This is a genomic window from Mycolicibacter arupensis (genome assembly GCF_002086515.1).
In the GTDB taxonomy this organism is placed as follows: domain Bacteria; phylum Actinomycetota; class Actinomycetes; order Mycobacteriales; family Mycobacteriaceae; genus Mycobacterium; species Mycobacterium arupense.
The window spans coordinates 22,439-47,745 of record NZ_MVHH01000017.1 but is presented as its reverse complement, the minus strand read 5'-3'; the positions used below and the strand labels follow the sequence as shown (position 1 = coordinate 47,745).

Here is a 25,307-nt window from a genome sequence, read left to right as displayed (position 1 = left end):
ACGCAGGAGAGCCGAAGCTGGAACCGCCGCATGAACCCGCCGCGTCAACCGGGCGGTTCCCTCTCTTCGCACTGCGCTGACGCGGAGCCGCGAGTCCGGGCCAGGCTGGCCGCAGTGGTCAACGCCAACACGCCGGCCACCACACCCAGGCTGATCGGGGTGGGGATCTCCGGGACATCCAGGGGATGCCCTGAGTTGATGAACCACAGGTCATTGGTGCGCAGCGCATGCAGCACCATCCGCACCCCGATGAATCCCAGGATCACCGCGAGTCCCTGGGACAGGTAGACGAATCGGCCCAGCAGCTTGCCGAGAATGAAGTAGAGCTGCCGCAGCCCCATCAGTGCGAACACGTTGGCGGTGAACACCAGGTAGGGCTGGCGGGTCAGTCCGTAGATGGCTGGAATGGAGTCCATCGCGAACACCACGTCGGTGGTGCCCAACGCCAGCCCCACCAGGAACATCGGGGTGATGGCCCAGGATCCGGCGCCGTCGCGGACGAAGAACCGCACTCCGGACCACTGATCTGTGGCGTTGAAGTGGGTGCGGGCAAACCGCACCAGGAAGTTGTTGCCGCCCTCCCCCTCGCCGTCGCCGGTGGGGTCTTCGTGGCGGAGCAGCTTGATCGCGGTGTAGGCCATGAACGCACCGAATACGTAAAACGTCCACGACAACCGCTGGACCGCGACTCCGCCCAGGGCGATGAACACCGCCCGGAACGACAGCGCCATGACGATCCCGACGAACAGCGCCTCCTGCCGGTATTTCTTGGGCACGTTGAAGCTGTTCATGATGATCACGAACACGAACAGGTTGTCGACCGACAGGCTGTATTCGGTCAACCACCCCGCGAAGAACTGCATGCCGTATTTGGGGCCGTGATAGGACCAGACCCAGATGCCGAAGGCCACCGCCAGGCTGAGATAGAACGTGAGCCATCCGGCGATCTCGCGGAACGAGGGCTCGCGCACCCGGCGACCGATGATGAGCAGGTCGAAGCCGAGTACCACAGCCAGCCCGGCGAAGGTCAGCAGCCATTCCAACAGCGACGGGTCCAACGATGGGCCTCCGGTCGTCGAGTCGGTTCAGCGGGCTGCCCGACGGTACCCCGTCGCCCGCTTAGTATTTTCGCCGTGGTGACCGATGTGGGTGGTACCGGATCCCCCGGGTTTCCCCGCGGGCTGGCCAGTGGCCCCGTCGCCCGGGCCAGCATGGCCCGCGTCGGCACGGCGACCCTGCTCAGCGCACTGTGCGGCTACGCGGTGCTCTACCTGGCCGCCCGTGACCTCGATCCCGCCGGATTCTCGGTATTCGGCGTGTTCTGGGGCGCATTCGGCCTGGTCAACGGTGCCGCCAACGGGCTGTTGCAGGAAACCACCCGCGAAGTCCGCTTCGCCCGAGACGCAGGGTCAGACCCGGCGTCCACCCCGCACACCCGCCCGCTGTGGGTGGCGGGTCTGACCGGGCTGGTGGCGGCCGGGGTGGTGGCCGCCAGTTCCCCACTGTGGAGTGGCCACGTGTTCGTCGAGGCGCGCTGGCTGTCGGTGGCGTTGATCTGCTTCGGGCTGGCCAACTTCGCGGTGCACGCCACGCTGCTGGGCATGCTGGCCGGGGCCAACCGGTGGACGCAGTACGGCGCGCTGATGGTGACCGATGCAGGCATCCGGGTGGCCGTGGCCACCGCGACATTCGCCATCGGCTGGGGCCTGGTCGGGTTCTTGTGGGCCACCGTCGCCGGCGCACTGGCCTGGCTGTTGCTGCTGGCCGCCTCCCCGACGGCCCGCTCAGCGGCCCGACTGATCACACCGGTGCGCACAGTCGAGTTCCTCCGCGGTGCGGCGCATTCGATCACCGCCGCCGGGGCCAGCGCGATCCTGGTGATGGGTTTTCCGGTGCTGCTGCAGGCCACCTATGGCGAACTGGGCGCCGCGGGCGGTGTGGTGATCCTGGCGGTGACGGTGACCCGGGCGCCGCTGCTGGTGCCGCTGACCGCCATGCAGGGCAATCTGATCGCACACTTCGTGGACCAGCGCGGCCGCCGGCTGCGGGCGCTGAGCACACCGGCGGCCGCCATCGCCGCCCTGGGAGCGGTGGGCGCAGTGGCAGCGGCCCTGCTCGGCCCCTGGCTGCTGCGCACCGTGTTCGGCCCGGACTATCGCGCCGACGGCCTGCTGTTGGCCGGACTGACCACGGCGGCCACCGCGATCGCCCTGTTGACGTTGACCGGCGCCGCGACGGTGGCCGCGGCACTGCATCGTGCCTACGCGCTGGGCTGGGTGGGCGCGACGGTGGTCTCCACCCTGCTCCTGCTGCTCCCGTTGGAGCTGCCGATCAGAACCGTGGTGGCCCTGATGTGTGGCCCGCTGGTGGGGATCGCGGTGCATCTGACCGCGTTGCGCACCGATTCGTGATCCCGTCAAGCGTGTACTTTCTACAACATCGACACCCGCTACCCCGATGTCTGGATTATCGTTCCGGCGTTTAACGAGGCGACCGTCATCGGTGACGTGATCGCCGGGATCCGTGCGGTATTCGACTCCGTGGTCTGCGTGGACGACGGCAGCTCCGACGACACCGCCGCTCTTGCCCGGGCGGCGGGGGCCTATGTGGTGCGTCATCCGATCAACCTCGGTCAGGGCGCGGCGATCCAGACCGGGGTCGAGTTCGCCCGCCATCAGCCCGGTGCGCGCCTGTTCGCCACCTTCGACGCCGACGGCCAGCACCGGGTCGCCGATCTGGTGCGCATGATCGACCGTCTCGACACCGACGACCTCGACATCGTCATCGGCACGCGATTCGGCACCCCCGCGGCCACCGCGTCGGTACCGGCGCTCAAACGCCTGGTACTGCGCGCCGCGGTGGCTCTGAGCCCACGGATTCGCCGCCTCGGACTCTCGGACGCCCACAACGGCCTGCGGGTGTTCAACCACCGGGTGGCCGACCGGCTCGACCTCACCATGAACGGCATGAGCCACGCCGGGGAGTTCATCGCCCTGATCGCCGAGAACCGTTGGCGGGTGGGAGAAGAGCCGGTCGAAGTGCTCTACACCGACTACTCCAAGGCGAAGGGACAGCCACTGCTCAACGGGGTCAACATCGCGTTCGACGGATTGCTGCGCAAGCGGATGTCCCGATAAGCGGCGGCGCGGAATGAAGAGGGTCCTTCCTTGAACTGGATCAAAGTCCTGCTGATCGCGGCGGTTTTGGCGCTGCTGATCTACCTGCTGCTATCCCGCGGTTCCGCCCAATCGAGGGCCTGGGTGAAGGTCGGTTACCTGGTGTTCGTGGTGGCCGGTATCTATGCGGTGCTGCGCCCCGACGACACCACCGTCGTGGCCAATTGGCTCGGGGTGCGCCGCGGCACCGATCTGATGCTCTACGTGCTGGTCATGGTGTTTGCCTTCACCACACTGAGCACCTACATGCGCTTTCGCGACCTGGAACTGCGCTACGCCCGGCTGGCGAGGGTGATCGCGCTGGCGCACGCCCAACCCCCCGAACCGCCCGACGCGGCGGGTTAGCCCGAACCACAGCAATTCGGCAACAGTTGTCCCAGAGGTCACAGCGGGTTTGCCGCGCGGCCCCTTCGAGCCTGCACCGTGGTAGCTATGCGGGCCACCGAAGTCCTGGCAGAACCCCTGGCCGACGTGACAGGGGTGCTGCTGACAGTTCCGATGGTCGAGTTGTATGCGCTGGCCTGGCGGGCCGGCCTGCTCGACGTTCGGCTTCCGGCATCCAGGCGGGCACTCGAACCGGTGCCTGCGCGTCAGCCGGCGTAGCGAGACGACCTCAGCGCACCAGCTCCAACTTGGCCGACGACTTCTTCGCGGTGGCCTTCTTGACCGGGGTCTTCTTGGCCGGGGTCTTCTTGGCCGGGGTCTTCTTTGCCGCCACGCCGTTCTCGGCAGGCACGGCCTTCTTGGCGGCGGGAGCCTTCTTGACCGGCGCGGCCTTCTTCGCAGCGGGAACCTTTGTGACCGGCGCTGTCTTTTTGGCCGGCGCTGCCTTCTTGGCGGCCGGAGCCCTCTTGGCCGGTGCGGCCTTCTTCGCGGCCGGGGTCGTCGTCGCGGGAACGGCGGCGACCTGCGGAGCGAGGGCCGCGATCTGCACACTGGGCGCAGCGATCTCCTTGGCCGGGGCCGAGAACCGGCTCGCCACGGCCACCGCAGCGGTGGCCGCCGCGGCCGTGCCGAGGCCCTGAGCCCAGCCGATCGGACCGACCGGCGTGCAGCCCAACAGCTGACTGACCCCGGGCGTAGAGACGATGCCGGCGAACAGTGCGAACGATCCTGCCGCGGTGGCCAACACCATCGGCGCCCGCGAATCGACCACGGTCTGACCGAGCTCGGTGGTCACCAGCGAGATCAGCGCCACCGTCGCCGCCCGCTGCGGCAGACCCGTTGCTGAGGCCATCGCCCAGGCCGCCGTCCCCGCCGCGGCGGTCACCCCGCCGCGGAAGGCCACCGCACGCCACAGCTTGCGCTCATCGAGTCCAGGCACCGCATCACCGATCGGCCCGGCCGGTGTGCTCACCGCCACCGCGGTGGCGGGCAGCGCGTCGGTCAGGGTGTTCATCAACAGCAACTGGCGGGTGTTCAACGGCGAATTTCCGGTGATGGCCGTGCCGATCACCGAGAACATCACCTCACCGGCATTGCCGCCCAGCAGCCCGGAGATCGCCAGTTGCACGCCCCGCCACAGCCGCCGGCCCTCGTCGATCGCGTCGACCAGGGCACCGATCCGGCCGTCGGTCAGCACCACGTCGGCGGTGGCGTGTGCCGAGTCGCTGCCGTGTGCGACGACACCCAGCCCGACCGTGGCAGCGCGGATCGCGGCGGCGTCGTTGGCGCCGTCGCCCACCATCGCCGACACCCGTCCGGCGCGCTCCAGAGTTTGAACGATCTGAACCTTGTTCTCCGGCGACATCCGCGCGAAGATCACCCGATCGCAGACCACCTGCTCTTGTTCCTTGCGGTTCAAGGCATTCCATTCCGAGCCGGTGATGACCTGCTCGGGAGCGACGGTCACACCCATCTCAGCGGCGATCGCGGTGGCCGTGATCGGGTGGTCACCGGTGATCATCCGGATGTCGACGCCGCGGGCGGCCAGATCGGCCAGCAGTTGCGGAGCGTCGGCCCGGGGCGTGTCGGCCAAGCCGAGGAACCCGATCAGCGTCAGGCCGGAGGCACTGCACTCGGTGATCCGGTCGGAATCGTCGCACACCTGGCGCACCTGAGCGGCGGTCAGTTCGCCCTGCGCGACCGCGATCACCCGCAGCCCCTGGGCCGCCATCTCGGCCACCTGCTGCTCGACCTTGGCGCCGGCGTTCGTGCAGGCCCCCAGCACCACTTCCGGGGCGCCCTTGACCAGCAGCTCCGATCCCAGCACGGAGGCCGAGAAGGCGCGGCCGGAGCGGAACGGCAGGTGCGCGTCGGGTTCGATCCATGCCCGTGCCCCGGCCGCGCCCGCCGCGCCCTCGACGATGGCCTGGTCGGTGGCGTGTGCATGCGCCGCGCCATCGGGCGCCGGGGCCGCCTGCGCGGCCGTGCCGAGGACGTCGTCGTTCGAGTACCCCGCCAGCGGGCGCACCGTGGCGACCCGCAGCCGGTTCTCACTGAGCGTTCCGGTCTTGTCGAAGCAGACCACGTCGACCCGGCCGAGCGCCTCCACTGAGCGCGGAATACGCACCAGCGCACCGGTTTTGCTCAACCGCTGCGAGGACGCATGCTGGGCCAGGGTGGCCATCAGCGGCATGCCCTCGGGCACCGCGGCGATCGCGACCGCGATCGCATTTCCGAGCGCCACGCGCAGCCCGCCCTGGCGCAGCAGACCCAACGCACCGACCGCCACACCACCGGCAGCGCTGTAGGGGAAGGTCCGGTACATCAGCTGGGACAGGTGGTGCTGCAGGCCGACCTCGGGAAGTTCTCCAGAAGCCAGCTCGGAGGCCCGGCGGGCCTGGGTTTCAGCGCCGACCGCGGTCACCATCGCCAGCGCCTTGCCTGCGATCACCGTGGTGCCCGCGTAGAGCATGGAGCTGCGCTCGGCCAGTTCGGCGCCGGGAGTGGGGTCCAGCTGTTTGCCGACCGACAGCGATTCGCCGGTCAGCGAGGATTCGTCGACCTCGACGTCGGCCACCTCGATGACGCGGGCGTCCGCGGGCACCACCTCATTGCTGCGCACCTCGATCAGGTCACCGGGCAGCAGCTGTTCTGCGGCGATCTCGTGGTAAATCGGGGTGCCGTCGGCACCGATAGAGACCACCCGGGCCGGCGGGGCCTGCTGAGCCAGCAATGTGTTCAGCCGGCTCTCGGCCCGCAACCGCTGGTAGGCGGCCAGCATGGCGTTGCCGGTGAGCACCGTGCCCACCATCACCGCATCGATCGGCGAGCCCAGCATGGCCGTCGCCGCCGAGCACAGCGCCAGGATGGGCGTCATCGGGTCGGACAGCTCCTCACGCACGGCGTGGAAGTACGGCCAGAACATGCCCTCGGATTCCGCGTCGACCGGAGCGCGTTGGGTCAGCGGCAGCACTGTGTCGGGCATCAGCAGCTCACGCGCCTGCTCCACCGTCATGGCGTGCCACTCGTAGGCCGGGGCCGGTTTCGGCGCGTTCGCCCGCAGCACACGGCGGGCCAGCAGGTACCCCGACAGCATTCCGGCGCCGGCACCGACGGTCACCGGCCCCGGACCGCGGCTGGGCGCAGGCCCGACGCCGGGGATGGTCGCCCGGACCCCGCGAACCAGCAACAGCCCGGCGATGGACGACGCCCCGATCGAGATCGCGACCCCACGCTCGGCGGCCGTCCGGGCGGCCGGCAGCGCACGCAACAGCTGCCAGGCGCCGGCCAGGTCGGCCAACAGCAGGTCGGCGTAAAAAGGCGGAGGCAGGGAGTCATTTTCACTCGTCGGCATGACGCCCAAACCCAGATCCGCTGCCGCCAGCGCCCGCGCGGCCGACGTGGACAGCACCGCGACGGTACGTCCGGCCCGCTGCAGATCGGTCACGGCCGCGGCCAGGGCGCCGTCGATGTCCTCGCCGGAGAGCGGACGAATGTCGTCGAAACCGGGCCGCAACTCGCCGAGGATCTCGGCGTCCACCGTGACCAGCTCCGCGCCCGAGGCGCGCCCTTCGAGCACCACGGCGGAGGCCAGCGCGTGATGGGCGGGCAGGATCAGCGCATCCACCGGCTCCTTGCGGGTCGACCCACGAACCGTCATCCCGGGAACCCGGTGCCAGCCCGGGCGCAGACCGGCGTCGTCGAGCAGGGCCTGCGCGTTGTTCCATGCCTTCGGCAGCTCATGCTCGCTGGCGCCGCGGATCTGCACCACCCGACGTTGCTCGCCGGTCAGCGCACGCGGGTCGATGACCACGGTGTCGATCTTGTCGAGGCGGCGCAGGCTTTCCGGCCGCAGCGGCAGCACCCCGTGCGCCTCCGCCAGTCCGTGCCCGAGCGTCGCAGCGAACGATTCGCAACTGGTGCGCACCGCTTTGGGCGAGGTGGCCAAGATGGCGCTCGAAGTCATGTCCAGGTTGCGGGTCAGCGCACCCACCACGCCGGCACTGACCAGCTGAGCTACCGCGGTGCCCTTCAGATAGCGCTCGGCCACACCCTCGGGCCGCGGGACAGGCCTCTCCGTGATGTGCACATCCGGGTGTTCGGCGAATCGCGCCAGCGCCGGCTCGTAGCGATTCCAGGCCAGCGCCCCCGCGCGGGTCTCGGAGGCTTTCAGGCCCTCCACCATCATGTCCACCGCCAGGATCGCCGGTGACATGGTGATCACGTGCGACCCGAGGGAGAGCAGGGACAGCGCCCTGTCGGCCTTCGCCGGGCCGATCTGGCTTGCCAACGCTTTGCGAACCAGCGGCTGATAGCGGGCCACCGACACCGCGGCGTCGAAGATCTTGGGTGCGGCGGGCAGGCGCATCGCGCTGCCCACGGTGGCGATCGCCAGGCCTACCGCGTTGGCCCCCACCATCGCGCCTTTGGTCGCCAGCAGCAGCCCGTCACCCGGCAGCGCCGCGGACTCGGCCGCGGTCAGTTCGACGCGCTTCTCGACGGCATCCACCGCGGCACACAGGTCGGCCAGCGACACATCGTCGCTGATCTCCACGATCACCCGCGACAGCGGACGGTTCAGCCGCACCGAGGTGACGCCGGACTCCGCGCGCAGGGCTTGCAGGATCTCGGCGCCGATGTCGGCACCGTCCGGGGAATCAAGTCCGCGCACGTCGATCCAGGCCCGCCCGGCGCCCCGCCAGCTGCGCCGACTGGTCAGATCCGAGCTCTGCCCGGCCAGGATCTTGGCGCCTTCGCGCAACGGGATGGCGGCCAGATCCAGGCTCGCCGATGCGGCGGCCCCTACTGCGTCCAGACCGAAACGGCCAAGTGCGAAAACATCCATGGATTGCCTCCAGCGTCTTTGGTGCGCTGGAGGTCTCTTCCGCCGGTTGCCCGGCCCACAGCCCCGGTCACCCGATGACGGGCGACGTGATGACGACACTGCGAATTGGGGAATACTCCCCTCCGACCGGCCAGTATGCCACAAAAGTTCAGCTGGACTTCATCTGCCGGAAGTACTCCACGGTGCGTGTCACCCCGTCTGCCAGGGCCACCTGCGGGCTCCATCCCAGCACTCGCCTAGCCCGTTCGATGTCCAGGCAGGAGCGCTTCAGGTCGCCCAGGCGCGGCGGATGGAACTCCGGGTCGTCGGGTCCGCCGACGGCCGCGGCCACCGCCGCATGCAGCTGCCGATCGGAGGTTTCCACCCCGGTTCCGACATTGAACCGCTGCCCGTCGCCGGCCTCGCCCGATGCCCGTACGAAGGCATCCACCACGTCCTCGACGAACACGTAGTCGCGGGTGTTGGATCCGTCCCCGAAGACCTTGGTGGGCCTACCTTCCAGCAGCGCCTGGGCGAAGATCGCCACCACCCCGGCTTCACCATGCGGGTCCTGGCGGGGGCCGTAGACGTTGGCCGGCGCGATGTGCGAACACTGCAGCCCGTACAGGTGCCGATAAGTGTTGAGGTAAATCTCACCGGCCACCTTGCCTGCGGCATAGGGCGAAGCGGGGTCGGTCGGGACGTCTTCACTGGTCGGATAGCTCGGCGGGGTGCCGTAGATCGAACCGCCGGAGGAGGTGTGCACGATCTTGCGCACCCCGGCCGCCCGCGCGGCTTCGGCGAGCCGGATCGTCCCCACGACGTTGACCGAGGCATCGAAGACCGGGTCGGCCACCGAGTGGCGGACGTCGATCTGAGCGGCAAGGTGGAAAACCACCTCGGGCTGGTGCTGGGCGAGGATCGCGCTCAGGTCCGCGGAGACGATGTCGGCCTCGACGAAGCTGAACCCGGCGTCGTCGGCCAGGTGCTCGATGTTCAGGGCGCGGCCGGTGGCGAAATTGTCCAGGCCGACCACGTGATGGCCGTCCGCCCGCAGGCGGTCGACCAACGTTGATCCGATGAACCCGGCTGCCCCGGTGACCAGTGCTCGCACCGGCCCACCATACCGACAGGTAAGAAAGACGGATGCGCACGCGTTTCACTGCCCTGCCCTGGGTCTGCTGGGCGGCGGTGGGACTGATCGCCGCCCAGCTGCTGGTCCGGGCCGTGGTGGCGTTCGGGGGCTACTTCTACTGGGACGACCTGATCCTGATCGGCCGGGCCGGCACTCACGCCCTGTTGTCGCCGTCCTACCTGTTCGACGATCACGACGGTCACGTGATGCCCGGCGCCTACCTGGTGGCCGGATCGCTCACCAAGATCTGGCCCTTGCAGTGGGCCGCGCCGGCGGTCAGCCTGGTGGGCCTCCAGCTGCTGTCGTCGTGCGCGCTGCTGCGCGTGCTGTGGGTGATCCTGGGCTGGCGCCCGGTGCTGCTGATCCCGCTGACCTTCGCGGTGTGGTCCCCGTTGGGCCTGCCGGCCTTCGCATGGTGGGCGGCGGCATTGAACTCACTACCGCTGTGCGCGGCACTGCCCTGGGTGTGCGCCGACGCAATCCTGTTCGTGCGCACGGGGAATCGGCGCTACGCGTACACCGGCACGGCGGCGTTTCTGGGCGGGCTGCTGTTCTTCGAGAAGGCAGCGGTGATCCCCTTCGTCGCGTTCGCGGTGACCGCATTGTTGGCCTACGTCCGCGGGGAGACGCCGGGCGCAGCCGTCAGCGGTGTGTGGCGCGCGGGCACCCGGCTGTGGACGGCACTGTTGGCCGTGACCGCCGCGTGGATCGGGGTCTACTTGATGGTGGTCAATCAGAAGCGCTGGAGCTTCGACCTCGAGATGACCCGCGACCTGCTGCTGCGCTCGATCACACACGGCATCGTCCCCAGCCTGGCCGGCGGGCCGTGGGCCTGGGCACGGTGGGCCCCCGCTTCGCCGTGGGCGTTGCCGGGCCCGCTGGTGATGACGCTCGGCTGGCTGGTGCTGGCCGGGCTGCTGGCGCTGTCGCTGGCACGCAAGCATCGCCTGACGCCGGTGTGGCTGGCCGCGGCAGGGTATGCGGTGGCCTGCCAGGTCCCGATCTACCTGATGCGGTCCTCGGCATTCACCGCGTTAGAGCTGGCCCAGACCCTGCGCTACCTGGCCGAGCTCGTCGTGGTGCTGGCCATTCTGGGTGCCGTCGGCCTCGCCGCGCCGAACCGGGATTCCTCGCGGTGGCTCAACGCCTCAGCCCGGCGCGCAGCCGCGGTGGCCGTACTGGCCACCGCGTTCACCGCCAGCAGCCTGTACTCGACGGTGACGTTCTTGGCCTGCTGGCGAGACGATCCCGCCCGTGGCTACCTGCACAATGCGCTGCGCGACCTGGCGACCGCCCACCGCGTCTCCGATGCGCCGCTGCTCGACCAGGAGGTGGACCCCCTGGTGCTGCAGCGAGTCGTCTACCCCGAGAACCTGGCCAGCCATCTGTTCGCGCTGGTTCACGACCGTCCCGAATTCGCCTCGTCGACAACCGAACTGCGGATGCTGACCGGCTCCGGGACGGTGGTCGACGCACAGGTCACCTGGGTTCGCTCCCTGGTGGCCGGCCCGGTGCCGCGATGCGGATATCTGGTGCAACAGGACCGCCCGGCAACGCTGGCATTGGACGGCCCCCTGCTGCCCGCGGACTGGACCGCAGAGATCAATTACCTGGCCAACGTCGACGGCGCGATGACACTGTCGCTGACCGACGGACCCGAGGTCCGGGTCCGGGTCCGCCCCGGCCTCAACCGCGTCTTCGTACGGCTTCCCGGTGCCGGACACAACGTGAGTGCACGCGCCGATACCGCTGCCCTCTCGGTCTGTATCGCGGTGGGCCCGGTCGGCTACCTGGCTCCGCGCTGAATCTGCGCTCATCTGGTGACCGTTTCCCCTGGTCTCGGCCCGGGGACACGGCTACCGTGACGCTCATGCCCCTACGTCCCGCGCACACCGCCGAGCCGCACGACGGTTCGCTGACGGCAAAGCTGAACTGGCTGCGCGCCGGGGTGCTGGGCGCCAATGACGGCATCGTGTCGGTGGCCGGCATCGTGGTCGGCGTGGCCGCGGCGACGGTGCAGCGGGGTCCGATCTTCACCGCCGGCATCGCCGGGGTGGCCGCCGGGGCGGTGTCGATGGCGTTGGGTGAGTACGTCTCGGTGAGTACCCAGCGTGACACCGAACGGGCCGTGCTCCATCAGGAACGGCGCGAACTGCGAGACGATCCCGCCGCCGAGCTCGACGAACTTGCGGGCCTGTACCAAGCGAAGGGACTCTCGTCGGCCACCGCTATGACGGTGGCCCAAGAGCTGACCCGTCATGATGCCTTCGCCGCACATGCCGAGGTGGAACTGGGCATCGACCCCGAAGATCTGACCAACCCGTGGCAGGCCGCCGCCGCCTCGGCCCTGGCGTTCACCCTCGGAGCACTGCTGCCCATGGTGGCGATCCTGGCACCGCCGACGGCGTGGCGGGTCCCGGTCACCGTCGCGGTAGTACTGCTGGCGCTGATGCTCACCGGCGTGGTCTCTGCGCGTCTTGGTGGGGCCGACGTCGGAAAGGCTTTGCTGCGCAACACCACCGGCGGCGCACTCGCACTGGGCACCACGTACCTGATCGGCCACCTCGTCGGTCAGACGATCGGCTAAGGCCGGTCGGCGTCACGATGGAGCCCGACCGCCAAGGGCCTACGCTGCGCCGGCAGCTGGGCGTGTTGGACGCAGTAACGATCGGGCTGGCCTCGATGATCGGCGCCGGCATCTTCGTGGCGCTGGCGCCGGCCGCACGGGCCGCCGGTCACGCGATGCTGATCAGCCTGGTGGTGGCCGCCCTCATCGCCTACTGCAACGCGACGTCCTCGGCGCGCCTGGCCGCCCGCTATCCGACCTCCGGCGGCACCTACGTCTACGGCCGCGAACGCCTGGGCCCGTTCTTCGGTTACCTGGCTGGGTGGGGCTTCATCGTCGGCAAGACGGCGTCGTGCGCGGCGATGGCGCTGACCGTCGGGTGCTATGCCTGGCCGGCTCACGGGCACGCGATCGCCGTGGCCACCGTGCTGGGACTGACCGCGGTGAACGTGGCGGGGGTACAGCGATCAGCATGGCTGAGCCGCGTGATCGTTGCGGCGGTGCTGGCCGTGCTGGCAGCGGTGGTGGTGGCCGCATTGGGCGTCAAAGAGGCTGTGCCGGTGACATTCTCGGATTCTCCCGCGTCGGTTCCGGGGGTACTCCAGGCTGCGGGCCTGTTGTTCTTCGCGTTCGCCGGCTATGCCCGCATCGCCACGTTGGGTGAGGAGGTACGGGACCCGGCTCGCACCATCCCCCGCGCTGTCCCGATCGCGTTGGGCATCACCCTGGCGGTCTACGCACTGGTGGCATCCGCGGCCCTGAAGGTCCTCGGGCCGCAGGGCCTGGCCAGCGCCCCCGCGCCCCTGGTGCAGGTCGTGACCGTTGCCGGTGCCGGCAGGCTGGCCGTGGCGGTCCAGATCGGGGCGATATTGGCTGCCGGCGGTTCGCTGCTGGCCCTGATTCTCGGGGTGTCGCGCACCACCCTGGCCATGGCCCGGGACGGGTATCTGCCCGGGTACCTGTCTGTGGTGCATCCCCGGCTCGGAGTGCCGCATCGCGCCGAGATCACCGTGGGGCTGGTGATCGCGGTGCTGGCCGCCACCACCGATATCCGCGGCGCCATAGGTTTTTCCTCGTTCGCGGTCCTGGTCTACTACGCCGTGGCCAACGCAGCAGCGTGGACCCTGACGCCCGCCGAGGGCCGACCGCCGCGCCTGATCCCGCTCGTCGGCCTGCTCGGCTGCACCGTTGTAGCGTTCGCCTTGCCGTTGGCCTCGGTCCTGGCCGGGCTCGTGGTCTTGGGCCTCGGCGTCGTCGCCTACGGCGCCCACGGGCGGATCACGCGGCTGCGCGCAACCCCGTAGACCCAGCACCTGAGCGGTGGAGCCGACCTCCAACGCGCCGAGGTGGCGACGACGCGCTGCACACCCAGACCCTGCTCGGTACGTTCTACAGTCGTGCCCCCACTGGATGTCCCCGCGCAGTATCTGCGCGCCTCCTCGGCGCCGCAGGCCCGCACCCTGATCGACATCCTGCACGCGACCGCGGCCCGCTTCCCCGACGCGCCGGCGATCGACGACGGCAACGTGGTGCTGACGTACGCGGAACTGGTCGACGACATCACCGACAGCGTGGCGTGGCTGGCCGCGCGCGGCCTGGGCCGCGGCGACCGGATCGGGATCCGGATGCCGTCAGGCAATTACGCGCTCTACGTCGCGATCCTGTCCGCCTTGGCCACCGGGGCGGCGTACGTACCGGTGGACGCCGACGATCCGCCCGAACGCGCCGAGCTGGTGTTCAACGAGGCCCAGGTCGCGGCGGTGATCACCGAGCAGGGCTTGATCCCCGGCCCGGGGACGTCACGTGGCTGGCCCGCGACGGCACCCCAGATCGAGGACGACGCCTGGATCATCTTCACCTCGGGATCCACCGGCACCCCGAAAGGCGTGGCGATCACGCACCGCAACGCGGCCGCGTTCGTCGATGCCGAAGCTCAGCTGTTCCTGCAAGACAGCCCGATCGGGCCGGGCGATCGGGTGCTGGCCGGGTTGTCGGTCGCATTCGACGCGTCCTGCGAGGAGATGTGGCTGGCATGGCGCTACGGCGCCTGCCTGGTGCCCGCGCCCCGGTCGCTGGTGCGCAGCGGGATGGACCTGGGTCCCTGGCTGGTGGCGCGTGACGTGACGGTGGTCTCCACCGTGCCCACCCTGGCGGCCTTGTGGCCGGCCGAGGCACTCGAGGCAGTCCGGCTGCTGATCTTCGGCGGTGAGGCCTGCCCGCCGGAGCTGGTGGCCCGCCTGGCCGTCGACGGCCGCGAGGTGTGGAACACCTACGGCCCCACCGAGACCACCGTCGTGGCCTGCGCGGCACGACTGGACGGCAGCGGACCAGTTCAGATCGGACTGCCCTTAGTGGGCTGGGACCTGGCCGTGCTCGGCCCCGACGGGGAACCCGTGGCCACCGGGGAGGTCGGGGAACTGGTGATCGGTGGTGTCGGGCTGGGCCGCTACCTGGACCCCGACCGGGACGCCGAGAAGTACGCGCCGCTACCCACGCTGGAGTGGCCGCGGGCCTACCGCAGCGGCGACCTGGTCCGTCTGGACGCCGACGGGCTGATCTTCTGCGGCCGCGCCGATGACCAGGTCAAAGTCGGCGGCCGGCGCATCGAACTGGGCGAGGTGGACAGTGCCCTGGTGACGCTGCCCGGCGTCAGCGGCGGCGCGGCGGCGGTGCGCACCAGCGCCGCCGGCACCGCGCTGCTGGTCGGATACCTGGTCAGCGCCGACCCGGATTTCGACCTCGCTGCCGCGCGAGCCGAGCTGGGCCGGCGGCTGCCCGCCGCGCTCGTGCCCCGGCTGGTGCTGGTCGACGAGCTGCCCACCCGCACCTCGGGCAAGGTGGACCGCGATGCGTTGCCGTGGCCGGTGGGGTCGGAGTCGGGGGACGCGAGCCTGGTCGGCGCCGATGATCCAGACAGCACGCTGGGCTGGCTGGCGGGGCTGTGGCGCGACGTGCTGGGCGCACCGATCCACGACGAACAGGCCGATTTCTTCGCCCTGGGCGGCGGATCGCTGCAAGCCGCACAGCTGGTGGCCGCGGTGCGGCAGCGGTACCCGCAGACCACCGTCGCACAGCTCTACGACCGGCCCCGGCTGGGCTCCCTGGCCGGGTTCCTGGACGATCTGGACCGCAGCGAGCCCGGCGCTCAGGCCGCCTCCCGCTCGGTGGCCCCGACCCCCTGGGCGACCCAAGCGACGCAGGTGCTGCTGTCGGTGCCGCTGGCCACCCTGACCGGATTGCAGTGGGTCAGTTGGCTGGCACTGATCAACAACGCGGTGTCGGCCCTGCATCCACTGCCCTGGCTGGTGCGCCTGGACTGGTGGTGGGTGATCGCCGCCTTCGTACTGTTCGTGACCCCGCTGGGCCGCATGGGGATCGCCACCCTGGGCGCCCGCCTACTGCTGGCCAACCTGGAGCCGGGAACCTATCGGCGCGGCGGCCCCGAGCACCTGCGGGTCTGGATCGCCGAACGTCTTGCCAGCGCCAGCGGCGCCGAGAATCTCTCCGGTGCGCCGTGGTTGGTGTATTACGCACGGGCGCTGGGTAACAAGATCGGCGAGGGCGTGGACCTGCACTCCGCCCCACCGGTGACCGGGATGTTGACCCTGGGCCACCGGTGCTCCATCGAACCGGAGGTAGATCTGACGGGACATTGGATCGACGGAGACGAGTTTCACGTCGGCCCGATCACCGTCGGCAACGACGCCACCATCGGTGCCCGCACCACGCTGCTGCCCGGGGCCTCCGTCGGCAAGGACGCCGACGTCGCTCCCGGCTCGGGTGTCGTCGGCGAGGTGAAGAAGGGCCAATACTGGACCGGTTCACCGGCGGTGAAATCCGGTAAGGCACACCACCCCTGGCCAGATCATCGGCCACCGCCGCGGCCGGTGTGGGCCGCAGTCTACGGGGTGACCTCGTTGTTGCTCGGCGGCCTGCCCCTGCTGGCCCTGGGCGCCGGCCTGGCCGTGCTGGGCTGGGCGGTTCGTGACAGCCAGACCCTGGCCGATGCCCTCCGGCCCGCGGCGCTGGCGACCCCGCCGGCCGCACTGGTGGCGATGTTCAGCTACGCCGTGATGACCGTGATCGCCGTCCGGGTGTTGTCGATCGGGCTGCGCGACGGCTACCACCCGGTGCGCAGCCGGGTGGGCTGGCAGTTATGGGCCACCGAACGGCTGATGGACGCCGCGCGCGACTACCTGTTCCCGCTCTACGCCGGGCTGATCACGCCGTGGTGGCTGCGGTTGTTGGGCGCGAAGGTCGGCAAAGGCACCGAGATCTCCACCGCACTGCTGATCCCGAAATACACCGTGATCGCCGACGGCGCATTCCTGGCGGACGACACCATGGTCGCCTCCTACGAACTCGGCGGCGGCTGGATCCACGTCGCGCCGGCCACTATCGGCAAACGCGCATTCCTGGGCAATTCCGGGATCACCCAGCCCGGCCGTCGAGTACCCGACAACGCCCTGGTGGCGGTGCTTTCCACCGCACCGTACAAAGCCAAAACCGGCTCCTCGTGGCTGGGCAGCCCGCCGGTCAGGCTGCGCCGCAAGGCCGCCGACCTCGATGCCGAGCGCACCTTCCACCCGCCGCGACGGCTGTGGGTGATGCGCGCCGTGGTGGAGACCTTCCGGCTGATTCCCGTCATGGTGACCTTCGCGATCGGTGTCGGGGTGCTCGGCGCCCTGCAGTGGGCGGCGGTGCGATTCGGCTACGGCTGGGCCGCTCTGATCAGCGGTGTGACACTGCTGGCGGCGGGTGCGGTGGCCGGGGGCAGCGCAGTGGTGGCGAAGTGGCTGATCGTCGGCCGGATCCGGGCGACGCAGTGCCCGCTGTGGTCGTCGTTCGTGTGGCGCAACGAAGTCGCCGACGCCTTTGTCGAGACCGTTGCCGCGCCCTGGTTCGCCCGCGCCGCGACCGGCACCCCGGTGATGAACCTGTGGTTGCGGGCGCTGGGCGCCACCATCGGCCGTGGAGTGTGGTGCGAGACGTACTGGCTGCCCGAGGCCGACTTGGTGACGCTGGCCACCGGCGCCACCGTGAATCGCGGGTGCGTGGTGCAGACGCACCTGTTCCACGACCGAATCATGCAGATGGACACCGTCATGCTGGAGGCAGGATCCACCCTGGGCCCCAACTGCGTGGCGTTGCCCGCCGCCCGCCTGGGCACCGGTGCGACCGTCGGGCCAGCTTCCCTGGTGATGCGTGGCGACGAGGTGCCGCCGGCGACCCGCTGGCAGGGCAACCCGATCGCACCGTGGCCCGCGTCGGGCAAGAAGCGCGGATCGTCGGGTTCCACCAAGCAGGAGCCCGCGGCATGAGCAAACCCACCAAAGCGTCCGCCAAGGCGGCCAAGGCGCCGGCGCCAGTCCTTGACCCCTACCTCCCCGACAGCGGCAACACTGGTTATCGAGTCTCCCGCTACGAACTCGACCTGGAGTACAAGGTCAACAGCAACCGGCTCTCGGGCACCGCGACTATCACCGCGGTGGCACTCGACGCACTGCGCGAAGTCACTCTCGACCTTGCCGACACCCTGTCGGTGGCCAAGGTATGGGTCAACGGCCGGCCACCGGCCCGATTCGCCAGCTCGTCGGCAAAGCTGCGGATCACCCTGGCCACCACCGTGCCGACCGGCGCCGCCCTGGTGATCGCGGTCCGCTACTCGGGATCCCCGCGACCCAGCGAAACGCTGTGGGGAGAAGTCGGTTTCGAAGAGTTGTCAGATGGCGCTCTGGTCTCCGGACAGCCCAACGGCGCACCGTCGTGGTTCCCCTGCGACGATCACCCCTACGCCAAGGCCAGCTATCGAATCCAGATCAGCACCGACAGCCCGTATTACACGGTCGCCAACGGCGAGCTGATCTCGCGGAGGGTCCGGGCGACGCGGACCACCTGGACCTATGAGCTGCCCGAACCGACACCGACCTACCTGGTCACCCTGCAGATCGGGCGGTATCTGACTCGCCGGGTTCCGGGTTCGGCGGTGGCTATCCGCGCGGTGTTGCCCGCCCGCCTGCAGTCGGAGTTCGAACGGGATTTCGCACACCAGTCGCAGATGATGGAACTGTTTGTGCGACTGTTCGGACCCTACCCACTGGCATCGGGCTACACGGTGCTGGTCACCGATGACAGCCTGGAGATTCCCCTTGAAGCACAGGGGATCTCAATCTTCGGAGCCAACCACTGCGACGGTACCGGCAGATCTGAGCGGCTGATCGCTCACGAGCTGGCCCATCAGTGGTTCGGAAACAGTGTCACGGTGCGGCGCTGGAGCGACATCTGGCTGCACGAGGGATTCGCCTGCTACGCCGAATGGCTGTGGTCGGAGCATTCTGGCGGGCCCAGCGCCGACCAGCTGGCGCGGCGCTACCACCGGCAACTGGCCGGTCTGCCACAGGATCTGCTGTTGGCCGATCCCGGGCCGGCCGACATGTTCGATGACCGGGTCTACAAGCGCGGCGCCCTGACCCTGCATCTGCTGCGCGGCATCGTGGGCGACGACGCCTTCTTCGCCTTGTTGCGCGATTGGACGTCGCGCCACCGCCACGGCAACGCCGGCACCGAAGACTTCACCTCGCTGGCTGCCGGCTACGCGACGGGATCGCTGCAACCGCTGTGGCAGGCCTGGTTGTATTCCACCGCCGTTCCCCCACTGTCCGCGCCGGGTTGACCGGGCGCGCTAGGCGGATCGGGCCGCTGAACGCGTTCGTCGTGACCGGTGCGGCAAGGCCCGCGGGGCCGACCAGCGCAGGTGGAAGTCGACCACCAGGGCGGCCGGAACCGCCAGCGCCACCGGGGTGAACATCGGCGACTGGCCATCGCCGGCGATCCCGGTGAGAACCCGGCCGCCGTAGCCGTCCTCGGTACCGGGGACCGTGACCCGCACCCGAGCCGACACCGCACCCGGCTGCGGTCGCAGGTAGAAAACGCCGCCCGGCTCCACCGATCCGGTCAGTTCGTTGCCGTCGGCGTCCAGCAGCTCGGCGCCCTGAGCACTCAGGGCCGCGGAGTCGGCGACCGAGAGCCGCAGTGGCCCCACCACCCCGTCGACCAGGGCGGCCGTCGCGACGTTCAGTCCGGGGGCGGTGGTGCGTGCCCGGGCGGCACCGTCGAGCAGGTACCGGTAGAGCGCAACGATGCGATCGGCATTGCGATAGGTGCTGGTGCCGTTGAGCCAGAAGCCGATATCGCCGATGGTCGCGGGCTTGCCGGGTCCGGCCACCGACAGGCGGTAGAAGCGGTGGCCACCGACCGTGGCGCCCACTCCGAGCGCCTTACGCTGCGTCCCGGAGGCACCGGTGACCAGCAGCGACGACGGCACTTCCCGCCACGTCCGGCCGTCGTCGGATTTGTGCAGCGCCACCGTGACCGGCTCCGAGGCCACCAGTTCCAGGGTGTAGCCGCCCAACTCCAGCGCCTCGTCGAATTCGACGGTCACACCGTCGCCGTCGCGGCGCACCCGGACCGGCTCCGTGCGCGCACGGGTGTCCAGTTCCAATCCGTTGGTCAGTCGCCAGATCGCGGCCTGGGTGGCGGCGATCGCCTCATGCTCGGAGATGTTGCCCCGGCTCGAGAGGTAGCCGCCCTCTCGCAGCCGACGGCTCACCTCGATGGTGCTCAATCGCGGTACGGAGTTGCGCAGGATCCAGTCGACCTGCACCTCGCGAGGGTCTCGGGAATTCAGGTGCGGCACCGCCGACCAGGTGTCGATCCGGTAGGCCGACGGGCGGGTGGGAGCGATGCCGTGGAAATCCAGCGAATACGCCGCGATGCCGGGGTTGAGCCGGATCAGGTCCGTGCGCGCACTTGTCCCGTCGGTGAACACGATGCGGTCAACGGTGTGCGAATACGTGCCACCGTGATATCGCGTCAGCCGGTCGATGTCGACGGCCGGGCGGGGTTGCACCCTGCGACGGACGACCACCGCGGGTGTGGCGTGGCGAACGGGAAGTACTGAGGTGGAATCGGTCATGCCGAGTCGACTTTCTGGTCTGAAGCGCGCACGGCAGCACCTCGCCGAGATAGGGGCGGGCTGCGACGCTAAGGAATCAGGGCGTCAGAGAATCAACAACAACAACACGCGGCGCGGCGGCACAAAGCGTGCGGCTGTGGCAGCGTGATGTTCGACATAGACATACCCTACGACATGTACCGCAGCCGCGCGACTTGCGAGGTATTCAATTCGCCGTGAGCGCAACTGGTGGGCAAACTCAGACGATGGTCCATGATTGGCGCCGTCACTCATCAGGAGGAAAGCAATGACGTCCGCTCAGAATGAATCTCAGGCGCTCGGGGACCTGGCCGCACGGCAACTCGCCAATGCGACCAAGACTGTCCCGCAACTGGCCACGATCACGCCGCGCTGGTTGCTGCACCTGCTGAACTGGGTCCCGGTCGAAGCAGGTATTTACCGGGTGAACCGGGTGGTCAACCCCGGCCAGGTCGCCATCGCAGCCGAGCAGGGCGCCGGTTCGACCGAGCCGCTGCCGCAGACGTTCGTGGACTACGAGACCAGCCCGCGGGAGTACACGCTGCGGTCGATCTCCACGATTCTCGATGTCCACACCCGGGTCTCCGATCTGTACTCGAGCCCGCACGACCAGGTCGCCCAGCAGCTGCGCCTGACCATCGAGACCATCAAGGAGCGCCAGGAGTTCGAGCTGGTCAACAACCCGGAGTACGGCCTGCTGGCGCAGGCCACGCCCGAGCAGACCATCTCCACCCTGACCGGCCCGCCCACCCCCGACGACCTGGACTCGCTGATCACCAAGGTGTGGAAGACACCGGGCTTTTTCTTGACCCACCCGCTGGGTGTGGCCGCCTTCGGCCGCGAAGCCACTCGCCGCGGCGTGCCGCCGGTGGTGGTGAACCTGTTCGGCGCCCAGTTCATCACCTGGCGTGGCATCCCGATCGTGCCCAGCGACAAGGTGCCGGTGGAGGACTCCAAGACCAAGTTCCTGCTGGTGCGCACCGGTGAGGAGCGCCAGGGCGTCGTCGGACTGTTCCAGCCTGGCCTGGTCGGAGAGCAGGCACCGGGCCTGTCGGTGCGGTTCACCGGAATCAACCGGTCGGCGATCGCGTCTTACCTGGTCACGCTGTACAACTCGCTGGCCGTGCTCACCGACGATGCGCTCGCCGTGCTCGACGACGTCTCGGTGGACCGTTTCCATGAGTACAAGTGATCCCAGGCCGGTAAATCCACCGGTCAGCGCCGCTGAGCTGGAGGTACTGGCCAACCAGCTGTATGCCGTCCGGCCCGGTCCCGACTCCCCGCCGCAGACCACGGTGGTGGCACCGCGGGGCGGCGCGCCGACCCCGTCCGGGCTGCTGCCGCCGGGGGTGGCCGACCTCGGTGCCTTCGCCGTGCCGAGCGGGATCGTTCCCACCGTGCCCGGAGTGCTGGCCGGCTCACCGGCCGGTGCTTCGGCACCGGTCGCGCCGCGCGGATCAGTGCCCGGTTGGCCGGGGGGCGCCCCGGGAGTTCCTCAACTGAACTGGCACGACTCCCCCACCCCGGCGGCGGGCGGTGACGAGGCGAACTACGCCTTCCTGACCCGTCCCGTGCCGGCCGTTGAGCCTGTTCCGACGGCGCCGGACTCCCACGAGGTGTTCGACGTCCATGCGGTGCGCGCGGACTTCCCGATCCTGCGCGAGACGGTCAACGGCAAGCCGTTGATCTGGTTCGACAACGCCGCGACCACGCAGAAGCCGCAGTCGGTGATCGATCGGCTGTCGTACTTCTATGCCCATGAGAACTCCAACATCCACCGGGCGGCTCACGAACTGGCCGCCCGCGCCACCGATGCCTACGAGGACGCCCGTGACACGGTGCGGCGGTTTCTGGGGGCGCCGCGCAGCGAGGACATCGTCTTTGTGCGCGGTACCACCGAGGCGATCAACCTGGTTGCCTACTCCTGGGGCGGCAAGAATCTGGGTCCCGGCGACGAGATCGTCATCACCCACCTGGAGCATCACGCGAACATCGTTCCGTGGCAATTGATCGCCAAGAAGACCGGTGCGGTCCTGCGGGTTGCCCCGGTCGACGATGCGGGCAATCTGTTGCTGGGCGAGTTCGAAGACCTATTGGGCCCGCGGACCAAGCTGGTTGCGGCCACCCACGTCTCCAACGCGCTGGGCACCGTCACTCCGGTGCACGAGATCGTCGAGCTCGGCCACCGCTACGGCGCCCGGGTGTTGATCGACGGTGCGCAGTCCATCCCCCACATCCCGATCGACGTGCAATCGCTGGGCGCAGACTTCTTCGTGTTCTCCGGGCACAAGGTCTTCGGCCCCACCGGGATCGGTGCGCTCTACGGCACCGCCGAGGCGCTGGACGAGACGCCGCCGTGGCAGGGTGGAGGCAACATGATCGCCGACGTCACCCTGGAACGCTCCATTTACCAAGATCCGCCGAATAAGTTCGAGGCGGGCACTGGCAACATCGCCGACGCGGTCGGCCTGGGTGAAGCACTGCGTTACGTGGAGCGCGTGGGCGTCGAACGCATCGCCGCCTACGAGCACGCCCTGCTGGAGTACGCCACGCCACGCCTGGCGGACATTCCCGGGGTGCGGATCGTGGGCACCGCCGACGAGAAGGCCAGCGTGTTGTCGTTTGTGCTCGCCGGTCACGAACCGCTGGAAGTGGGCAAGGCGCTCAATTCCGAGGGCATCGCGGTGCGCGCCGGGCATCACTGCGCGCAGCCGATCCTGCGCCGCTACGGCTTGGAGGCCACTGTGCGACCGTCGTTCGCGTTCTACAACACTTTCGAAGAGATTGACGTCTTCATCAAGGCCGTGCGGCGCATCGCCGAAGGGAGCGCTTAGCACCTATGGCGGCCTTGATAGGAAAGGGCATGTGATGGGCAGGATCTACGACAACGTCACCGAGTTGATCGGCCATACCCCTTTGGTGCGGCTCAACCGGCTGACCGAGGGTCTGGGTGCCCAAGTGGTGGCCAAACTCGAGTTCTACAACCCCGCCAACAGCGTCAAGGACCGTATCGGCGTCGCGATCATCGATGCCGCCGAGAAATCCGGCCAGTTGCGCCCGGGCGGCACCATTGTCGAGGCCACCAGCGGGAACACCGGTATCGCCCTGGCGATGGTGGGCGCCGCCCGCGGCTACAAGGTGATTCTGACCATGCCCGACACCATGTCCACCGAGCGGCGGGTCATGCTGCGCGCGTACGGCGCGGAGATCGTGCTGACCCCCGGCTCTGAGGGCATGGCAGGTGCGGTGGCCAAGGCCAAGCAGATCGTCGCCAACACCCACAACGCCCTGTCTGCCAACCAATTCGCCAATCCGGCCAACCCGGCCATTCACGAGCGGACCACCGGCGAGGAGGTGTGGAAGGACACCGGCGGCGCGGTCGACATCTTCGTCGCTGGCATCGGTACCGGCGGCACGCTGACCGGTGTGTCACACACCCTCAAAGCTCACAAGCCCGAGGTTCAGATCGTCGGCGTCGAGCCCAAGGACTCCGCGATCCTGCACGGTGCCGACCCCGGACCGCACAAGATCCAGGGCCTTGGGGCCAACTTCGTGCCCGAGGTACTCGACCGCGACTGCTATGACGAGATCATCGACGCCCAGTTCGACGACGCGATTCGCGTGGCACGGGCCCTGGGCACCGAGGAAGGCATCCTCGGTGGAATCTCGGCCGGCGCCAATGTCTGGGCCGCCCTGGAACTGGCCAAACGACCCGAGAACGCCGGGAAGCTGATCGTGGTGGTGGTGCCGGACTTCGGCGAGCGTTACATCTCCACGGCGCTGTTCGAGCACATTCGGGAATGATCACGCCGATGAGAGGCGTGTGGAGGACCCTGCGCGAGGACCTGCGCAACGCGCGCAACCATGACCCCGCCGCGCGCGGGGACTTCGAGAACGCGTTGGTCTACTCCGGTCTGCATGCGATCTGGTCGCACCGGGTCGCGCACCGGCTGTGGGCCAAGCCGGCGCTGCGTGGGGTGGCTCGTGTACTGGCCCAGGCCACCCGATTCGCCACCGGCATCGAGATTCATCCGGGCGCGACCATCGGCCGGAGATTCTTCATCGACCACGGCCTGGGCGTGGTGATCGGTGAGACCACCGAGATCGGCGATGACGTCATGGTCTACCACGGCGTCACGCTCGGTGGGCGCTCACTGAGTCACGGCAAACGCCACCCGACCATCGGCAACGGCGTCACGGTGGGCGCCGGCGCCAAGGTTCTCGGCCCCATCACCGTCGGCGACGGCAGCGCAATCGGAGCCAACGCCGTTGTCACCCAGAATGTCCCGGCGGACTGCATCGCCACCGGAATCCCGGCGGCGGTGCGCCATCGCACCGAGAAGCAGCGCGAACCCCTGGTGGATCCGACCAGCTACATCGACCCGGCGATGTACATCTGAGGAGTCAGGACGAGGGTTCCGCGGCGACCACATAGTCGTGACCATGCCGCAGTCCGCCATCACGCGCGAGGACGAGCAGCGCCCGCAGCCGCAGTTCTTCGACATAGTGCAGCATCGAGTTTCCCAGCGCCGCAGACCCGAAGCGCTCTAAACGCCTGCGGCACATATCAAGCTGGCCGTTGACATGACGGGCGCCGTAGCGGATCGGAAACCGCCGACTTTCCACGATCCGGAATCCGGCCCGCTCCAGATACCGCAACACCCAGTCGAGGGGGAATTCCCGGTAGGTGCGCTCACCGGCCAGTAGCAGGCACGCGTCGCGCACCCTGCCGATCTCGCAGATGATGCGGCCACTGTCGGTGGTGGGCGTGTAGGGCACGTAGGGCTCCAGCCCGGTGACATAAAGTCGGCCACCGTTGGCGACCAGCGGCCGGAGCCTGTCGAACACGTGGTCCTGCCAGTAGGGGGCAAAGCCCTCGATGGCGCCGACGAGGTAGTCCACCAGGACGGTGTCGAATGTCTCACCGGCGAGCAGTGTTTCATCGATCCAGTTGCCCACCACCAGCCGGTCTTGTGGCCGGATCCCGTCGCCCAGTGCCGCACGCGTCGCCTCGGCCATGCTGGGCGCGGCGGTGACGGCCGTCCAACGGTCGGTCGCAAGCGATTGGATCCATTGCAGGGACTTCACTCCGGCGCCGGCATCCAGCATGGCGCCCCAGGGTCGGTCGCCCTGCAGGGTCTCGACGTGCCGAAAGAGCGCGGACACTGTGGGTTTGGGGCTGGCGTGCAAGCGTAACTCACTTCGTCTCGGGTGTCGGGCGCCCCGGC

General features: G+C 69.0%; 17 protein-coding genes and 1 pseudogene. 13 read left to right on the top strand and 5 right to left on the bottom strand.

Features of this window, described 5'->3' with window-relative positions; all coding sequences use genetic code 11:
- Positions 1 to 44 precede the first annotated feature (44 nt).
- Positions 45 to 1,058, bottom strand: coding sequence for a TerC family protein (locus BST15_RS10585; RefSeq protein WP_046191110.1), 1,014 nt, complete (start codon positions 1,056 to 1,058; stop codon positions 45 to 47).
- Between the two features lie 153 nt (positions 1,059 to 1,211).
- Between BST15_RS10585 and BST15_RS10580 the strand changes: the two genes are divergently transcribed.
- The 4 genes from BST15_RS10580 (at position 1,212) to BST15_RS22085 (ending at position 3,779) form a co-directional block, all read left to right on the top strand.
- Positions 1,212 to 2,411, top strand: a complete 1,200-nt coding sequence (locus tag BST15_RS10580; protein ID WP_046191115.1) for a polysaccharide biosynthesis protein — start codon at positions 1,212 to 1,214, stop codon at positions 2,409 to 2,411.
- Positions 2,412 to 2,438: 27 nt separating this feature from the next.
- Entirely contained in the window at positions 2,439 to 3,137 is a 699-nt protein-coding gene (locus BST15_RS10575; protein WP_046191109.1) for a glycosyltransferase family 2 protein, read from the top strand.
- Between the two features lie 30 nt (positions 3,138 to 3,167).
- Positions 3,168 to 3,521, top strand: coding sequence for a DUF2304 domain-containing protein (locus BST15_RS10570; protein WP_046191108.1), 354 nt, complete (start codon positions 3,168 to 3,170; stop codon positions 3,519 to 3,521).
- A gap of 87 nt (positions 3,522 to 3,608) precedes the next feature.
- Positions 3,609 to 3,779, top strand: coding sequence for an Rv1535 domain-containing protein (locus BST15_RS22085; RefSeq protein ID WP_165757114.1), 171 nt, complete (start codon positions 3,609 to 3,611; stop codon positions 3,777 to 3,779).
- Positions 3,780 to 3,789: 10 nt separating this feature from the next.
- Here the strand turns inward: BST15_RS22085 and BST15_RS10565 are convergent, their stop codons facing one another.
- Both BST15_RS10565 and BST15_RS10560 read right to left on the bottom strand, forming a co-directional pair.
- The gene (locus BST15_RS10565; RefSeq protein WP_083070937.1) at positions 3,790 to 8,406 is read right to left on the bottom strand and encodes a cation-translocating P-type ATPase; all 4,617 of its coding nucleotides are present in this window, start codon (positions 8,404 to 8,406) and stop codon (positions 3,790 to 3,792) included.
- A 148-nt stretch (positions 8,407 to 8,554) separates the two neighbouring features.
- Complete coding sequence (locus BST15_RS10560) at positions 8,555 to 9,499, bottom strand: NAD-dependent epimerase/dehydratase family protein (RefSeq protein ID WP_046189703.1); 945 nt, start codon at positions 9,497 to 9,499, stop codon at positions 8,555 to 8,557.
- Between the two features lie 32 nt (positions 9,500 to 9,531).
- Between BST15_RS10560 and BST15_RS10555 the strand changes: the two genes are divergently transcribed.
- The 5 genes from BST15_RS10555 (at position 9,532) to BST15_RS10535 (ending at position 18,759) form a co-directional block, all read left to right on the top strand.
- Complete coding sequence (locus BST15_RS10555; protein WP_046189704.1) at positions 9,532 to 11,325, top strand: hypothetical protein; 1,794 nt, start codon at positions 9,532 to 9,534, stop codon at positions 11,323 to 11,325.
- 65 nt (positions 11,326 to 11,390) lie between these two features.
- Entirely contained in the window at positions 11,391 to 12,107 is a 717-nt protein-coding gene (locus tag BST15_RS10550; protein WP_046189718.1) for a VIT1/CCC1 transporter family protein, read from the top strand.
- A gap of 17 nt (positions 12,108 to 12,124) precedes the next feature.
- On the top strand, positions 12,125 to 13,390 hold the full coding sequence (locus BST15_RS10545; RefSeq protein WP_046189705.1) for an APC family permease: 1,266 nt from the start codon (positions 12,125 to 12,127) through the stop codon (positions 13,388 to 13,390).
- Between the two features lie 93 nt (positions 13,391 to 13,483).
- Positions 13,484 to 17,407, top strand: coding sequence for a Pls/PosA family non-ribosomal peptide synthetase (locus tag BST15_RS10540; protein WP_046189706.1), 3,924 nt, complete (start codon positions 13,484 to 13,486; stop codon positions 17,405 to 17,407).
- The gene (locus BST15_RS10535; RefSeq protein WP_046189707.1) at positions 17,404 to 18,759 is read left to right on the top strand and encodes a M1 family metallopeptidase; all 1,356 of its coding nucleotides are present in this window, start codon (positions 17,404 to 17,406) and stop codon (positions 18,757 to 18,759) included. Before BST15_RS10540 ends, BST15_RS10535 begins: the two co-directional genes overlap by 4 nt.
- A 9-nt stretch (positions 18,760 to 18,768) precedes the next feature.
- Here the strand turns inward: BST15_RS10535 and BST15_RS10530 are convergent, their stop codons facing one another.
- Positions 18,769 to 20,061, bottom strand: coding sequence for a TQXA domain-containing protein (locus BST15_RS10530; protein WP_046189708.1), 1,293 nt, complete (start codon positions 20,059 to 20,061; stop codon positions 18,769 to 18,771).
- A gap of 286 nt (positions 20,062 to 20,347) precedes the next feature.
- Here BST15_RS10530 and BST15_RS10525 point away from each other — a divergent pair, with 286 nt between their 5' ends.
- From BST15_RS10525 to epsC, 4 genes are read left to right on the top strand one after another with little or no spacing between them, the layout of a single operon-like run.
- Positions 20,348 to 21,271 carry a family 2A encapsulin nanocompartment shell protein gene (locus tag BST15_RS10525; RefSeq protein ID WP_046189709.1) on the top strand — a complete coding sequence of 308 codons (924 nt, stop codon included), beginning with the start codon at positions 20,348 to 20,350 and terminating at the stop codon, positions 21,269 to 21,271.
- The gene (locus BST15_RS10520; RefSeq protein ID WP_046189710.1) at positions 21,258 to 22,913 is read left to right on the top strand and encodes a family 2A encapsulin nanocompartment cargo protein cysteine desulfurase; all 1,656 of its coding nucleotides are present in this window, start codon (positions 21,258 to 21,260) and stop codon (positions 22,911 to 22,913) included. Before BST15_RS10525 ends, BST15_RS10520 begins: the two co-directional genes overlap by 14 nt.
- 34 nt (positions 22,914 to 22,947) lie before the next feature.
- On the top strand, positions 22,948 to 23,883 hold the full coding sequence (gene cysK / locus BST15_RS10515; RefSeq protein WP_046189711.1) for a cysteine synthase A: 936 nt from the start codon (positions 22,948 to 22,950) through the stop codon (positions 23,881 to 23,883).
- Between the two features lie 8 nt (positions 23,884 to 23,891).
- Positions 23,892 to 24,479 carry a serine O-acetyltransferase EpsC gene (gene epsC, locus BST15_RS10510; RefSeq protein WP_046189719.1) on the top strand — a complete coding sequence of 196 codons (588 nt, stop codon included), beginning with the start codon at positions 23,892 to 23,894 and terminating at the stop codon, positions 24,477 to 24,479.
- Positions 24,480 to 24,483: 4 nt separating this feature from the next.
- On the opposite strand, the pseudogene BST15_RS10505 reads toward epsC, so the two are convergent.
- Positions 24,484 to 25,299, bottom strand: a pseudogene (locus BST15_RS10505) (class I SAM-dependent methyltransferase); the annotation flags it as partial.
- Positions 25,300 to 25,307 lie beyond the last annotated feature (8 nt).

Excerpts from the sequence above, each read along its gene's own strand:
- BST15_RS10535 (WP_046189707.1), top strand. The coding sequence starts at position 17,404 with ATGAGCAAACCCACCAAAGCGTCCGCCAAGGCGGCCAAGGCGCCGGCG.
- cysK (WP_046189711.1), top strand. The coding sequence starts at position 22,948 with ATGGGCAGGATCTACGACAACGTCACCGAGTTGATCGGCCATACCCCT.
- BST15_RS10565 (WP_083070937.1), bottom strand. The coding sequence starts at position 8,406 with ATGGATGTTTTCGCACTTGGCCGTTTCGGTCTGGACGCAGTAGGGGCC.
- BST15_RS10550 (WP_046189718.1), top strand. The coding sequence starts at position 11,391 with ATGCCCCTACGTCCCGCGCACACCGCCGAGCCGCACGACGGTTCGCTG.
- BST15_RS10545 (WP_046189705.1), top strand. The coding sequence starts at position 12,125 with ATGGAGCCCGACCGCCAAGGGCCTACGCTGCGCCGGCAGCTGGGCGTG.
- BST15_RS10580 (WP_046191115.1), top strand. The coding sequence starts at position 1,212 with ATGGCCCGCGTCGGCACGGCGACCCTGCTCAGCGCACTGTGCGGCTAC.
- epsC (WP_046189719.1), top strand. The coding sequence starts at position 23,892 with ATGAGAGGCGTGTGGAGGACCCTGCGCGAGGACCTGCGCAACGCGCGC.
- BST15_RS22085 (WP_165757114.1), top strand. The coding sequence starts at position 3,609 with ATGCGGGCCACCGAAGTCCTGGCAGAACCCCTGGCCGACGTGACAGGG.
- BST15_RS10555 (WP_046189704.1), top strand. The coding sequence starts at position 9,532 with ATGCGCACGCGTTTCACTGCCCTGCCCTGGGTCTGCTGGGCGGCGGTG.
- BST15_RS10520 (WP_046189710.1), top strand. The coding sequence starts at position 21,258 with ATGAGTACAAGTGATCCCAGGCCGGTAAATCCACCGGTCAGCGCCGCT.
- BST15_RS10525 (WP_046189709.1), top strand. The coding sequence starts at position 20,348 with ATGACGTCCGCTCAGAATGAATCTCAGGCGCTCGGGGACCTGGCCGCA.
- BST15_RS10530 (WP_046189708.1), bottom strand. The coding sequence starts at position 20,061 with ATGACCGATTCCACCTCAGTACTTCCCGTTCGCCACGCCACACCCGCG.